Below are 14339 nucleotides of genomic sequence, written 5' to 3' on the forward strand. Positions count from 1 at the left end.
ATGAAGCAAGTGGTAGCAGCTAGGAGGGTAGGGATCATCAGAACACCGAACCAGCCGATGTAAAGACGATTTTCTGTGCTGGTGATCCAGCTACAGAAGCGCTCCCATGCACTGCTGCTCTCACGCTGTTGGAGAACTGTAGTCATGGTTAATGAATATTCCGTAAAGAAATGAAAGGAATTATGAATTTAGGATAGCCCTAATATTTAGTTTTGTAAAGATATCCGCCAAGGAATTTGGGGGTTGCAGGCGGGTTAACCGTTTCCTGAGAAGTTAGTGGCAACCGCCTGGGGTTGGGCACCACGAATTGTCGCAGCAATGGGTGTCCACACCCCAATGACGGGAGCCCGATGAGTGAACTTACAAAAGTAAATAAAAATTAAAGGAGTCCGGCCGGGCTCTCATCTCCTCCACCATTTCTTAGGGTTGAAGATGGATCGAGGCGAGGACGGCGGCGCGAGAACTCCCACAGCATGGTTGGCCTAGACGGGCTGATAATTCACCAGTCGAGCAAAGCTCTGGGGATCAAGACTGGCCCCGCCCACTAAGGCTCCATCAATTTCAGGTTGAGCCATGATTTCATCAATGTTCTGAGGTTTAACCGATCCGCCATACTGGATGGTGACCTCGGAATAGGTCAAGCGAGATCGGATGAGGCCAATGACGCGGTTGGCTTCACTGGCTTCGCAGGTATCGCCGGTACCAATGGCCCAAATAGGTTCGTAGGCAACAATTAAATTGTGCTGATCAACCTCCACCAGATCTTGCTCAAGCTGCCGAAAGATATGGGCCTCGGTTTCTCCGGCATCGCGCTGCTGTTTAGATTCACCGACGCATAAAATGGGGGTTAGCCCACAGCGCTGGGCTGCTTTCAGCCGCAGATTGACGGTTTCATCGGTTTCACCAAAGTATTGGCGACGTTCACTATGGCCAATAATCACATAACGCACGCCAATTTCGGTGAGCATGGTTCCGGCGATTTCCCCGGTGAAGGCCCCGGACTCTTCCCAATGAACATTCTGCGCACCGACCTGAACGCGAGATCCATGCAAATTCTGAGAAAGGGTACTGAGGGCGGTGAAGGGAGCGCAGAGAATGATATCTCGGCCTTCCGGCGTTGCTTCGAGCTCCGGTAAAAACCCCTTTAAAAACTCCAGGGCCTCGGCCTGGGTTTTAAACATTTTCCAATTGCCTGCGATCGCTACTTTCCGCACAATTATCTCTAAAACGACTTCAATGAAGGGAGTAAGAACTTCCCCAGTGTACGGTGTGATGGGGACATCGGGAGACTTTTATCTGGAGTGATCGGCATCGGTTCGCCCTAGAGGCGACGGAGAGTCCAGATTGCGTGAACCCAAACAGGTCCTAGGTCTGTCTGAGGACGTCAATGAATGAGAGATCTTGAGCCGCCAACACAAACATGGTTTGGGGCAAATGCTGCGTGCGCGCCTGTAGCTGAGTGTAGTAGTCACTGTAGGGATCTGCTCCGGGTGCGGCCATCCCCAGGATCACCAGGGAGGCATTGCGAGAGGCGGTCTGCAGAATTTCAGAAAAGGCCCGATTCCGAGCCACAATGACATCGGGTTTAGCTTCAATGCGAAGCTGACGAATGGCTTGGGAGAGGTTGGTATGGGCCGCCGCCACGCTGGCTTCATCGGGCACCACGAGCTTGACATAGACCTGCGCCTGGCGCCAGCGTTCACTGAGGAGAAGTTGATCGGCCAAAATGAGCATCAGTGCTCCGTTGTCTTTCATGCCGCTCCACCAGACATCAATCCTGGGCAGAAAAGGCTGGGGAACCCCCTGGTCCGCAGCGCGCAGAACCACTACATTGCGACGGGCTGCATGGCAATAGGACACCATCTCGCAAAACCCTTGGCAGTTTTTAAGACTTCCGGTTTGCCCAACCAGAATTGTGTTGGGCGTCAGTGGCCCGAGCCCATAGCCATCAACAAGCTGTTTTGCCCCCTCAAAGGGCGTGGATCCAGACGTGATGCGCACGAAGGCCTGCACCCCCGCTTTTTTGAGAACTTCCCGCAGGGTTTTTTCCAGATTCGATTGCTGGCTGCGATCGCGGCTGCCCTCTGGAACAATGCTGGCCAGGGTGACCAAGCCTCGATTATGGGTTAAATCTGAGGCCATTTGCACCAGCGGCCATCGACGAGTCGGTGCACCGGAAAAAACCAGCAGGTGCGGGCGCCAATTTTTGGCATCGGGTGTATCGCTCAGCTTGTAGAGGGCTGTTCGAATCAACATCAGCCAAAATCCGCGTCTGGCGTCTCCCCAAGTGCTCTCAAGTTCCTGCCGCTCCAGCCATAGATAAATGCCCAGCACAATGATGGCCGCCGCAATGGTGGCAGTGGGATTGATCAAAAACATGACCGAGAGACATCCCCCTGCGCCCAAGAGTGACCAGATCCAATGCACCCGAAAGGTGGGCCGGAAAGAGGGACTTTGCAAGAAACGCTCAATGGCCGCCACCGTATTCAAGACAAGATAGGTGGTGAGGAAAAACATGCTGAGGACGGGAGCCACCAGGTTTAACTGTCCGACGCAGACAACCGCCAGTGCAATCCCCAGGGTAAATAGCGTGCCCAGCCGCGGCTCATCGGCCTCCCCATGCCCCTTGCCCAGCCAACTCAGCCAGTGGGGAAAGATGCCATCACGGGTGAGGGCCTGGAGGACACGAGGTGCACCGAGAATGCTGCCAATTGCGCTCGATAACGTTGCTCCCCAAACCCCCAGCAGGATGGCATCCCCGACCCGCGAAATCCGCCGCATGATCAGCTCATCTTGGACGAGGGAGGCAAAATCCGCACGGTAGCTCAGCACAACGGGAATAATCATATAGATGACGTAGCCCGTCCCCACCGCCGCTAGTGTCCCCTTGGGAATCGAGCGCGCGGGCTCTCGCAGATCGCCCGACATGTTCACCCCAGCCATAATACCCGTCACGGCAGGAAAGAAGATGGCCAGGATGCTCCAGAAGGTTTCATCACTGGCCACGGGGGCAGACCAGGGATTGATCTCTACATCGGGAAGGGGCTGACCCAGGATCAAAGACACCAGAGAGAACACGATGGCTGCCATGATCAAATACTGCGTCTTAATGGCAATATTGGCCGAGGTGATGGCAATGGTTGCCACGAGCACGGTGGTGACTAAAGCCGTGAGGGTCAGGTTTAACTGCGGAAAAACCTGGGTCAGACTCTCTGCAAAGCCCAGGGTGTAGAGCGCAACGGAGAAGGCCTGGGCAAAGTACAGGGGAATCCCCACCGCTCCTCCAATTTCCATGCCCAGGGAACGGCTAATCATGTAGTAGGCTCCCCCCGCTCGCACCACCTGATCCGTGGCAATTTCCGCAATGGAAAGGGCGGTCAAAAAGGTGATGGCGGTACAGAGGGTCACAATGAGCAGGGTGTTGACCAAGCCGGCATGGCCCAGCACCCAGCCAAATCGGAGGTACATGATCACCCCCAAAATAGTCAAAATTGAGGGGGTGTATACCCCCCCAAAGGTGCCCAGTCCAGGTTCACTCGGAGCAGTTTTCTCTGCGGGTGAGGCCGTTAGCCGACGTAAAAATGCTTTCATAGAAGCCTTAAAGGAAGCCATAGGAGAGACAGCGGCAAGGGCAAGGGGGATCCGCAAGGCCGGGGATTCCCCCATGGGCTAACGAGCCTCCCGCTAAGCCGGGAACCGGAAATATCAGCAGGGTCAGGGCCGGTGTTCCCTGTCGGTCTCTATGTTACATAACTTCGTAAAGAGAGAAAATTGTTCATCGATCAAAAAAGAAAGAAATAATTAAGTAATCAATCGTATTGGAAATTTGGGTTTAGATTTAAAGTGTCATAAAAATAAGGTCAGCTCATATATAGACCTTACCTATAAGAATGTGTGCACCAAAATAGCACTGTCCAGCTTTGGGACAGTGCTATTTTGTTTGGACCTGTTTGTTTAGGCCGGGGGGCAAACGTGCTATAAGGATCAATATTCTGCGGTGTCATAGATAATGACGTGGTGACGAAGTCGAATCCACCGGCTCCTGATTGGACTCAGCTGCAGCGAGCCTTGTCTGTTGAAGCAGAGCGAGGATTCTGTGATTTAGTGGGCAGGGTGTCCTGCTTTAGTGAGTTTGTTCATCAGCGACTGATGGAGCCGATTCCGGATTGCTTGGGCCAGGCAACTCGCGATCGCTGGCAGTCCCTGGCCCATCAATATAAGGACTATTCTTCCCTGTCTCCGGGGCAGCGCCAGCACCTGGTGGCCGAAACTCGTCGATTGGTTTATCAGACCCAGCAGACCTATCGTCAGGCGACGGAGTCGGCGGTTTCAAAGCGGGAACGGCGCCCGAGCACGCGCACCCTTCAGGATACAAAATCGTACAAGGGGCGCCCCCTTACCCTCGACCAGTCGCTGACCTATTTGCCAGGGATTGGGCCTAAAAACGCGGATCGGCTTGCCAAATTGGGGCTATACAGCCTTCGAGATGTGCTCTTTTACTATCCCCGCGATCATATTGACTATGCACGTCAGGTGCCGATTCGGCAGTTAGAGGAGGGGAAAACCGTGACCCTGGTGGCTACGGTTCGACGCTGTAACTGCTTTAGCAGTCCGCGCAACAGTAAGCTGACTATCTTTGAGCTGGTGGTTCGTGATGCCACCGGGCAGCTCAAGATCAGTCGCTTTTACGCGGGGACTCGCTTTCGCGCTCGGGGCTGGCAGGAAAGTCAGCGCCGCCTCTATCCACCGGGTACTGTGATTGCCGCCTCGGGGTTAGTGAAGCGCAACAAATATGGCCTGACGCTCGAGGATCCAGAAATTGAGGTTTTAGAACACTCTGAGAGTCAAATTGAGTCCTTTAAGATTGGGCGCATTGTCCCGGTGTATCCCTTAACCGATGGGGTACCCCCAGATCTGGTGCGCCGGGCTGTCATTGCGGCCCTTCCCGGTGTAGATCAGCTGCGCGATCCGCTCCCAGCTTCTCTGGGAAATGACTATGCGCTCATGGATCTAAGGCAAGCCATTCAGCAAATTCACTTTCCTAGCGATGCACAAGCCCTGAGCCGATCGAAACAACGCCTGATTTTTGACGAGTTTTTCTATCTGCAGCTCGGTTTACTCAAGCGGCGAGCGGACCAAAGACGGACGCAAAGAACGGAGCCACTGCAGGTTCGAGGAGCTTTGATTGAAAAATTCCACGAGGTGTTGCCCTTTGATCTAACCCAGGCCCAGCAACGGGTAATCCAGGATATTTTGACGGACCTCCAGGCTTCAACCCCTATGAATCGACTGATTCAGGGAGATGTGGGGGCGGGTAAAACCGTCGTGGCGGTGGTGGCACTGCTGGCCGCGATTCAGTCTGGATGCCAGGCGGCGCTAATGGCTCCCACTGAGGTGCTGGCAGAGCAACACTATCGCAAGCTGGTGGAGTGGTTTAATGCGCTACATTTGCCGGTGGAGCTGTTGACCGGATCCACCCGGGCGGCAAAGCGCCGCGAAATTCATGCCCAGCTTCAGACGGGGGAGTTGCCGGTGCTGGTGGGGACCCACGCTCTCATTCAAGACACCGTCCTATTCCACCGTTTAGGGCTGGTGGTGATCGATGAGCAGCATCGATTTGGGGTGCATCAGCGGGCCTTGCTCCAGCAAAAGGGGGAGAATCCTCACGTGCTGACCATGACAGCGACACCAATTCCTCGCACCCTCTCGTTGACGCTCCATGGGGATTTGGATGTGAGTCAGATTGATGAGCTGCCACCGGGTCGACAGGCTATCCAAACCACAGCCCTGGCGGCAGGTGATCGTCCCCATGCCTACGATTTAATGAAGCGCGAAATTGCCCAGGGGCGCCAGAGTTATATTATTCTTCCCCTAGTCGAGGAATCCGAAAAACTAGATCTCAAGGCTGCGGTTGAGGAGCATGAACGACTTCAGAGCCGGATTTTCCCAGATTTTCGGGTGGGGTTGCTCCATGGACGCATGTCTTCTGCACAAAAGGATGAGGTGATTACCCACTTCCGCGATCGCCAGCTTCATATCCTGGTATCAACCACGGTGGTGGAGGTTGGCGTAGACATTCCCAATGCGACGGTGATGCTCATTGAGCATGCCGAACGGTTTGGTTTGGCCCAGCTGCATCAGTTGCGAGGGCGAGTCGGACGGGGCTCTCATCGGTCCTATTGCTTGCTGGTGAACAGTTCCAAAAGTGAAACCGCCCGCCAGCGCCTGGCGGTGCTAGAGCAGTCCCAAGATGGCTTTTTCATCTCAGAGATGGATTTGCGTTTTCGCGGTCCGGGAGAAGTCTTGGGGACTCGACAGTCCGGACTGCCAGATTTTGCCCTAGCCAGTTTGATCGACGACCAGCAGTCCTTGACCTTAGCTCGTCGGGCCGCTGAAACCTTGATTGCTCAAGATCCCACCCTGGCTACCTGGCCTCAGCTTGCCCAGGAATTGCAGGGACGCTATGCCCGACTGATGGGCGGAACAATTCTGACCTGATGTACGCAGCCTGGGAAGAATTTTGCATCTCTACCGGCAGTTATGCAATTCTGTGGAGAGCGGGGATTAATTTGTCCAATGTATGGTTGGATGACTCGGCACTATCTGTACATTCACCCTGCTGAGGGTTGCCAGCGATGTTCAATCTCATCTGTCTGAGGTTGTCGGCGCATCTTACTGTTTTTCCTTCCGAACCCTGCCATGGCCTCCCATTCTTCTTCCCCAGTTGCTGCCGATGCCCAAACTGCGTCTGCTGCGATCGCTCCGTCTCGCCCGCCTAAGCGACTCAGCCTTAAGCCTCGATCCCTCGCGGCGATGCGGACCGAGATGCATCACTATTGGCAGCGAAAAACGCTTTTGATTGCAATCTTTATTGGGATCACTCCAGCGGTGGGACTGGGACTGGTGCTGCTAGGGCAGGCAGGGCGAAACAGTTCACCCGCAGCGATCTCTGCGCCGCTGGACTCTTCCTCAGCCCAGGACCCGCCGCAGTCTCCGCCGGGGAATGAGCCCCAAACTCTCCGTCTCCCGCTGGTTTTATGGCTGGGAGTGGGCACCACGGCGCTCTTGTCCGGAGGCCTGGCCTGGCTCTGGCTGCGGGTATTTGTCCATGCCATGGTGCGTCAGACGACTCGCCGCATTGAGGATCTGGGGCAGTCTCATCTTTCTGAGTCCCTGCAGGATCTAGGGCGGGCAGTGGGGTTGATGCAAGCTCAGACCACGGGGCAGGACCTATTCGAGGTGGCCGCCATCCAGGTGCGATCGCTGCTGAAGGTTGACCGCGTCTTACTATTTTGCGCGGAAACCGTAGGGGGAGACGAGATCGCCGTTGAAGAGTGCAGCGATCCCCAGCAGGCGATCTTGAAGCAGGATTTATCCCAACTGCCTCTTCCGCTGCGCGAGGCGCTAAGGGTGCCAACGGGCTATGTGCAGGTCTGTGCCGAAGTTGAGGGGAGTGACCTGCCAGCGCAAGGACAAGCTGCACTGATGGCTCTAGGCGTTAAGGCCCAGATGGTGACCCATATCATCCAGGATAACGTCTCACTGGGGATTATCGCGGCCCAGCAGACAACAGGGCCACGGGACTGGAGCGCTGTTGAATATCAACTATTTGCTGCCTTGGCCAAGCAAGTGGCCCTGGCCATTGAGCGTCTGCCTGGATCCAATCCTCTGGCTTCCTCTCCCACGAGATCGTTCTCAACGCCAACGGTTTACCCCTGGCAAGACTACCAGGCGGCCTGCTTAACCTTATCTCAGAATGCCGCCCTTCAAACCCAGCACATCCAAGCTTTAATCCTCCACCTGCAGGAGCTTCACGACCTGCGCCATGGCTTGCAGCATGGCGCAGATCAGGCCCAAACCCTGGCCAAGGACAGTAGCTTGATTATGCAGGAGGGGCAAACAGCCCTGAATCAGGCTCTGGCCAGCTTATCTGGACTTCAAGAAACCCTGGTGCGCATGACCCTAGCCGGGGAACAGCTTGCCCAAACGAGCCAGCAGGCCAGACAGCTGACCGATCAAATTCGCCAGGTCTCAGACCAAATGAACTATCAGGCCATGAATGCCTCAATTGTGACGGGACGACAGGCTAACCCTGAGGTTGACACCCTGGACCTAAGCAATGAGATTTTACAGATGCATCGGCAGATCAAGCAGAAAACCTCCGAGCTCAACGCCTTGACGGCTCGCACGGGAACTGAACTGCAGACACTGATGGGGACCATTGATCAGAGCAATGAGCAGCTTGTGGTAGGCCTGGAATGGTTCAAAGAAGTCCGCCAAAAGCTAAATGGCGGGGTAGCCCAGCAGGTGCAGCTAGAGTCCCTGACGCAGCGGATGGGAGATCAGTTCAATCAACACATCCACCTCACAGCAGTCGCGCAAGAGCAGACCCAGACCTTAGTAGAACTGGTCAACCGCGCCGCTGAGCAGTCTGGTGCAATGGCGGCCTCGATGGATCAGAGGCAGCGCACCGGGGCCTAGCGCCACAACCCTCAGGAGGAATTGATGCCATGGCCCATGCGATTCACCAAGCTATTCAGGTTTATCAAGATTTTCATCGCCAAACCTTAGATACGCTGCGGCTAATTGAGCAAGACAGCTATAAGCTGATGCCCTGTTTTGACCTAGAGCAAATCTTTGGCCTGGTGGAGCACGCCCATCAAATCAAGGCAGGGGCGCGACGGCTCGGGTTAAGGGGATTAGAGCGCCTGGCTCACCAGCTGAAGGGACGGTACCTGACGCTGTTTCAGTTGCCCCCCACCCTTGAGCGCGAGTTACTCAAGCAGCTCATCCAGTGTTATGAACTCCTGCGCCTTTGTCTGCTAACCGATGCAACAATCTGGCAGCGCGATCTGGCAACAGTCATGGAGAAAATGCCGGAGGTCTTGGCAAGTCTGGATGCAAGTTTGCCAGTTTGCAAAGAATTTAGGCTCGCGCTTCCTGGCCAGGAAGCGCTGCAGGCAGATATCCAGCGGCTGCTCGTCGCAACGGTGCTCACGCCGGAGCTGGCTCGATTGGAGATGATGATCACCAATACGCCCGCCTCAAAACTCGCAGATATTCTAACCAGCCAAATTCCGCGACTATCGACCTTGGCCCAGCAGCTCCAGATCCTGGCCCTGGAGCAAGCGATGCGAACCTCTCTGATTGAGATCCAGGCGCATCCCCATGGCGCTAAGGGATTGGCCACGGCAGCCCTGGCGAATTGGTCCGATTTATGCCATCAGTGCGTGACTCAGCCAGGGCCAGCGGATCCGCCCCGCGCCCCTGCGCATTTCCAGAACCGGACAAGGGCCGTTGTTCTAGCCACAGAGGTTGAAAACCACCTGGTAGACCTTGCGGTTGCCCTGGTCACCGAGCCAGAAGCAACTTTGCTCCAGAGGATGGAGAATGATGCCGCTCGTTTTCTAGCCCTGGCGCAGACCTATGATCTTGAGGCCCTAGCGACGGTGACCGATCGGGTGAACGCGGCCCTCAAAACTCGGCCTCATCAGGTGAACTGGATTACCCGCTTGGCTATTCAAGAGTGGCTTTGGGCGCAATGTCTCTATCTAGTTCAGCAAGACCCAGCAGCGGTTCGGACCGTTGCGGACACCTTAATCGAGCTGACGCAGCCAGACGCGACGCCAAGGGGGGACATCATCAGTCCTGATCCGGTCCCAGATCCCTATCTACTCCAGCTTCTGGAACAGATGTATCTACCGGATGGGTTTGATCCGCAGTGGATAGGGCGTCCGGATTTAGAAGAGGATCTGCGGCGATCGCTTCCTTCGGTGCCCAGGGTCAGCAGTGCTCAGAGAATGTTACCCATTGCAGCCTCGGCCCTCGCCGATTTAGCCCGCGTGATTGAGCGTTGTCGCGAGGCCCTGGAATCCAACGCCATGCAGGAGGCGCAGCAGCATTTTCAGCAGCTTCTGACTCGATTTCACCGGATGCGATCGCTCAAGCTCAGGCCCCTGTTAGCCCGCTTTGAACCCATGGTGGATGCCCTCGGCTTTCGGGCTGGTAAAGATATCCGGTTTCATCGCTTAATTGGAGATATCGAAGTGGATAAGGCGGTGGGGGAGCAGATTTATGAGCTGCTCTTACCCCTGGTTGCCAATGCAATTTTGCATGGCTTGGAAACGCCCGAAGAACGACATTCCCAGGAAAAAGCGCCCCAGGGCAATCTGTTTCTCTCGGTTTATGCCCAAGGGGAGGGCATCTTAATTGAGCTGCGAGACGATGGGCGCGGGCTGAATTTTCAGTTGCTGCGCAGGCTGCTAAAAGAATCGCGCCGGGTCTCGGCAGCAGCGGTGGATCAGTTATCGGAGCAGGCGTTGCTTGCTCACCTGTTTCAGCCCTCGCCCCCGGAAGATCGGGGCGAGATGAGCCACGGATTTGACCTCGTGCGTCGAACCCTGCGAGACCTTCGGGGAAATATTGAAGTGGCCACGCTCATGAACCAGGGGACAACCTTCCGCATTCGTTTACCCCAGGTGGCGGTACGGGAAGCCCAGTTGCAGGTGACGGCCAGTCCCCTGTCGGACCCTGCTGAAGTTCAGGAGACAGAAGGTCAATGGCTGCAAGCGCCCACTTTGCGATCCTCTGTGGAGTTCTTGGGAGAATGGCCCCCCGTTGGCCCCAAACTCTCGCTCTCCACGGCGGGGCTGTTTCTCTGGAGTGATCAACGGGCGGTGTATGTGCTGAGCTGCGATCGCATTGAAGAATATGTCATGCCCCACATTACCGAGGCCCACCAAGGGCAAGCGGTCTTAACCTGGCGCAGGCGTTCGCTGCCGATTTACACCCTCCATGATTTTCTGGGCTTTGCCGATGCATCGACTCTGGACGCGGCGGACGCGGCGGACGCGGCGGATTCACAATCGAGGGGTCAGCACGACGAGGTGATTTTAATCCTTATCCAGGAGATGGATTTTATTGCGCTGCGATCCTCCATGGAGCAGCTCGTGAATCAGCCACAGCTAGAGATTTATCCCCTAGCTCAGGTTACCGCTGTCCCGCGATACATTTATGGCGCCACGGTGATTGGAGATCAGCCGCCGCGCCTTGTGATTGACGTGGCGGCATTAATTGATGCACAACGGGTGACCACACAGGCCACCTATCCCCTGCCGCAGGCCGTAGCCGAGGCAGCCGCGCCTGAACCGGAGGATCCATCACCTCTGATGGTGGCCCAAGTCATGGTGGTGGATGACTCGCGCACGGCTCGGGAGATTGTCTCAATGACCCTGCGTCAGGGTGGCTATCGGGTGATTCAGGCCAAGGACGGTCAAGATGCCCTGGAGCAGCTGCGGGGGCAGGTGACGGTCGATTTAGTGATTAGCGATGTGGCGATGCCCCGCATGAATGGATTAGAGCTGATCCGTCAATGTCGACAGGACGAACGCCTGCGATCGCTACCCATCGCCATGCTCAGCCATTGCGATAGCGCGACTCACAGCGATCTGGCGATGAAGGCAGGGGCCAATGCTTACCTGACCAAACCCTACGAGGAGACGGAATTTCTGAACACTATTGCGGCCCTCTTGCAGGCACCCGTAACGGCTTAGAGGCCCGAAACAGCGGTTCCTGACTGTGGATCTCGCCCGTGGCACTCACCCAAAGGGCATCAATGGCGCGAATCTCAGAACCGCAGAGGGTGACCGTTGAAAACTGATGGTAGTTTTTGCCGCTGTGGGTGATCCGGCGAGGGACGCAGGCAGCATTGAGGTACAAGGTGCCGTGGTCATCCTGATGGAGGCGCCTGCGAATTCGCGCTTGGGTGTGGCGTAATCGATGGTGCATGTGGCCAAAGGCGACGAGAGACACCTGTTTTCCCAGGTCTCGCCCTGCCGCAATGGCCTCAGCCAAATCTTGATCCCCATAGTCCCCCCCAATGGGATTCCAGTCCTTGCCGCAGGGATCCTCCGGCTGATCTCCCAGACCGTAGGGGCCATTGTGACTGACGATAATGACCGGGTTATGGGTCGCAGCTTGCAGGCTGGCCAGAATGCGATCGCGAGATTCCGCGGCGGAAGCCACGCCAAACCACTCTTGGTAAAACGCTTGCAGATTCCAGTTTGGGCCACCCCAGCTGAAGGGCCGTCCCCCCACCACCGATAGACCCAGAGTCTCAAAGTTCAGGCTGCGGTAGCACAGATGATAGGGCGAGAGTATCTCCCACTGCTCTTTAAACCAGTCTTCCTGGGGGCGGCGATAGGGACAGCGCCTGCGTCCCCAGGGCGTTGCGGTATACCAGGCGTCATGGTTGCCGAAGGCAATGGCTTTGGGCAGGGGCAGTTGGGCCACCTGGCGAACGGTGGCCAGGGACTCGTTGCCAAAATCCCCCACAAACAAGACTAAATCAACGCCGATGGCCAGCAGAGCCTGGGCATCCTCCGCTGACCATTGGTCATGGATATCTCCCACAATGGCAAGGGTGTACGTAGCAGGAGGAACCGTCATGGAACTGCGGAGGCTGCGGGGCGATCGATCCGACTATACAACGACTTGCATTACAATGCTGCCCATATCGGCCCAGTCTCGGTTCCTATGCGAAAATCCTCCTCTGCATCCTTGTCCCCAGTCCCCACGCAGGTCTGGGGACTCGGGGCAACCCTGAGTTTCTCCGCGCTGAGCTTTGCCCTTTTTCTCATGGTGGGTGGAGGGGTGAGCGCCCTGTCTCTACTCCTGACCTTACCCCGCACCGCCAATCCAGATCAGCTGCTTGCCAGCCGTAGCACCGTGATTGCAATTGCCACTCTTGCCGCTGGACTGGGAGGACTCGCGGCCATTGCGGGGTTTATCTTGCTCCTTCCTGGCGCTCGCTGGCGTGACTATCTCAATTTTTATCCGCCCTCTTGGCGATCCCTGTTGATTTGGAATGGGCTATTAATCCCCTTGCTCTTGCTGCAGGGGCAAATTGCCCAGCGGCTCTCCCAAACAACTGATTTTTTGGTGGAGGCTTATCATCAATCCCATCAAACCCTGCCCCTACTCTATCTGGCCGTGGTGGGCATGGCTCCTTTGTTTGAAGAGGTCTTGTTTCGTGGATTTATGTTTAAAGGCATCGAACAGTCCAGGTTCGGAGCCCCAGGGGCGATCGCGCTCACCTCTTTTTGCTGGGCCATCGTTCATGTCCAGTATTCAACCTTCTTCATGGCGGCGTTATTTTTGCTCGGCCTTTTTCTGGGCTATGCGCGCCATCAAACAAAATCCGTGTGGGTTCCCATTTCAATTCACGCCTTTAATAACTTGCTCGCAATGATTTTTACCGTGGGTGGGGCCTAGGCGTTGCTGCTGGACGAGGTTGAGCCTATGATAAACCCAAATGCCCTGTAGGGACCCCGATGCAAAATACGCGCCTTAATTCCCTAATTGCCACCCTGGGCCGTCAGGTGAGCCAGGAACTGGTGAATCCCTGGCGACGTTTGGCGGTGTTGTTGATTGCGCTGCTGTTTGGCATTTACCTTGGCATTGCCCTGTCGGCGATCGCCGGGCAATTGGCCTATTGGGATGTGACGGTGGCCGCGTTGATTTTGCTGGGAGGAGAGGTAATCAGCTGGCTGTTTCACGGCAACCGGTTGAATTTCCGGCGATCGATTGCCGGAGAGGCACTCTATGCGCTGCGCATTGGGGTAACCTATAGCTTATTTTTAATTGCCTTTATGCTGGGCAGTTGAGAGCAACAGGAGGATATAGGGGTCTAATCGCTCAGATCCAGGTGAAATAGCGACTCAAGCCCATCAATTCGCCAATTTTTCTCTACCGTTCAGCCATCCATATCAAGGTGGTGGGCAACACCAGTCCTCCTAGGAGAACGAGGCTGGAAAACCAAACTCCAATCATTAAATCAGGGGTCATATTCTTGCTCCGTTAGATTAAACGCGTGATGACGCTGTTGGATGACGTTATTCTCTAAATCTTCCCTGACGGTGCAGGTTCAAGCCGTGATGGCGCTTACTGGGTTAGGTGACCTGGGTCACGCTCAGAGTGAGTCCATCATGACAGCCACCCCAAGCAGTCTACAGCCACTAGGAGGCTTGGCCGTGGGAGGAGGTCCAGGGAAGGCCTTCTCCCTCGCCTCGCCTTCTGCCGCTGTTCGGGGGTTCCTACCCCCCTGTCCAGGGAGTTCAGTACCATGGAATGGGTAATCCATGTCTTCCTAGGCTCGTTGACAACTCCCCGCCGTAAGAAGGATGGGGATTCTTCCTTCATTGCAGTTGCTATCAGCGCGAATGCCCATCAAGTCTTACCCTCGCTCCAGAAGCTTTAACCGCCAGCCCTGCGGCAAGAATGTTTTGTGCTGCATTGATATCCCTTTCGTGATGGGTGCCACATTCAGAGCATTTCCATTC

General features: G+C 55.7%; 9 protein-coding genes and 1 pseudogene. 5 read left to right on the forward strand and 5 right to left on the reverse strand.

Translation table 11 applies throughout. The annotated features are described in order from the left end of the window. From QQ91_RS19215 to QQ91_RS19225, 3 genes and pseudogenes are all read right to left on the reverse strand, one after another. Nucleotides 1-146 (reverse strand): annotated as a pseudogene (locus QQ91_RS19215) (photosystem II q(b) protein); the annotation flags it as partial. Nucleotides 147-482: 336 nt separating this feature from the next. Next, on the reverse strand, nt 483-1214 hold the full coding sequence (tpiA, locus tag QQ91_RS19220) for a triose-phosphate isomerase (RefSeq protein WP_166283372.1): 732 nt from the start codon (nt 1212-1214) through the stop codon (nt 483-485). A gap of 151 nt (nt 1215-1365) precedes the next feature. Continuing rightward, complete coding sequence (locus QQ91_RS19225) at nt 1366-3591, reverse strand: APC family permease (RefSeq protein WP_166283374.1); 2226 nt, start codon at nt 3589-3591, stop codon at nt 1366-1368. A 426-nt stretch (nt 3592-4017) separates the two neighbouring features. On the opposite strand from QQ91_RS19225, the gene recG reads away from it, so the two are divergent. From recG to QQ91_RS19240, 3 genes are all read left to right on the forward strand, one after another. Beyond that, on the forward strand, nt 4018-6498 hold the full coding sequence (gene recG, locus QQ91_RS19230; RefSeq protein ID WP_250833410.1) for an ATP-dependent DNA helicase RecG: 2481 nt from the start codon (nt 4018-4020) through the stop codon (nt 6496-6498). A gap of 201 nt (nt 6499-6699) precedes the next feature. Beyond that, nucleotides 6700-8481: a GAF domain-containing protein gene (locus QQ91_RS19235; protein ID WP_166283376.1), complete on the forward strand. Its 1782-nt coding sequence runs from the start codon at nt 6700-6702 to the stop codon at nt 8479-8481. Between the two features lie 29 nt (nt 8482-8510). Next, the gene (locus QQ91_RS19240) at nt 8511-11552 is read left to right on the forward strand and encodes a response regulator (RefSeq protein ID WP_166283378.1); all 3042 of its coding nucleotides are present in this window, start codon (nt 8511-8513) and stop codon (nt 11550-11552) included. Here QQ91_RS19240 and QQ91_RS19245 read toward each other — a convergent pair. Next, nucleotides 11515-12447 (reverse strand): TIGR04168 family protein, encoded by a 933-nt coding sequence (locus QQ91_RS19245; protein ID WP_166283380.1) that lies wholly within the window; start codon nt 12445-12447, stop codon nt 11515-11517. The two genes, QQ91_RS19240 and QQ91_RS19245, sit on opposite strands and share 38 nt — an antisense overlap. An 87-nt stretch (nt 12448-12534) precedes the next feature. Between QQ91_RS19245 and QQ91_RS19250 the strand changes: the two genes are divergently transcribed. Both QQ91_RS19250 and QQ91_RS19255 read left to right on the forward strand, forming a co-directional pair. Continuing rightward, nucleotides 12535-13272 carry a CPBP family intramembrane glutamic endopeptidase gene (locus QQ91_RS19250; protein WP_201277503.1) on the forward strand — a complete coding sequence of 246 codons (738 nt, stop codon included), beginning with the start codon at nt 12535-12537 and terminating at the stop codon, nt 13270-13272. Between the two features lie 59 nt (nt 13273-13331). Next, complete coding sequence (locus QQ91_RS19255) at nt 13332-13664, forward strand: DUF565 domain-containing protein (RefSeq protein WP_166283384.1); 333 nt, start codon at nt 13332-13334, stop codon at nt 13662-13664. Nucleotides 13665-14210: 546 nt separating this feature from the next. On the opposite strand, the gene QQ91_RS19260 is transcribed toward QQ91_RS19255, so the two are convergent. Next, a partial coding sequence (locus QQ91_RS19260; protein ID WP_166283386.1) for a zinc ribbon domain-containing protein occupies nt 14211-14339 on the reverse strand: 129 nt, incomplete at its 5' end.

This window comes from Lyngbya confervoides BDU141951, from assembly GCF_000817775.3.
Lineage (GTDB): Bacteria > Cyanobacteriota > Cyanobacteriia > Thermosynechococcales > Thermosynechococcaceae > Lyngbya > Lyngbya confervoides.

Excerpts from the sequence above, each read along its gene's own strand:
- QQ91_RS19225 (WP_166283374.1), bottom strand. The coding sequence starts at position 3,591 with ATGAAAGCATTTTTACGTCGGCTAACGGCCTCACCCGCAGAGAAAACT.
- QQ91_RS19235 (WP_166283376.1), top strand. The coding sequence starts at position 6,700 with ATGGCCTCCCATTCTTCTTCCCCAGTTGCTGCCGATGCCCAAACTGCG.
- QQ91_RS19240 (WP_166283378.1), top strand. The coding sequence starts at position 8,511 with ATGGCCCATGCGATTCACCAAGCTATTCAGGTTTATCAAGATTTTCAT.
- QQ91_RS19245 (WP_166283380.1), bottom strand. The coding sequence starts at position 12,447 with ATGACGGTTCCTCCTGCTACGTACACCCTTGCCATTGTGGGAGATATC.
- QQ91_RS19250 (WP_201277503.1), top strand. The coding sequence starts at position 12,535 with ATGCGAAAATCCTCCTCTGCATCCTTGTCCCCAGTCCCCACGCAGGTC.
- QQ91_RS19255 (WP_166283384.1), top strand. The coding sequence starts at position 13,332 with ATGCAAAATACGCGCCTTAATTCCCTAATTGCCACCCTGGGCCGTCAG.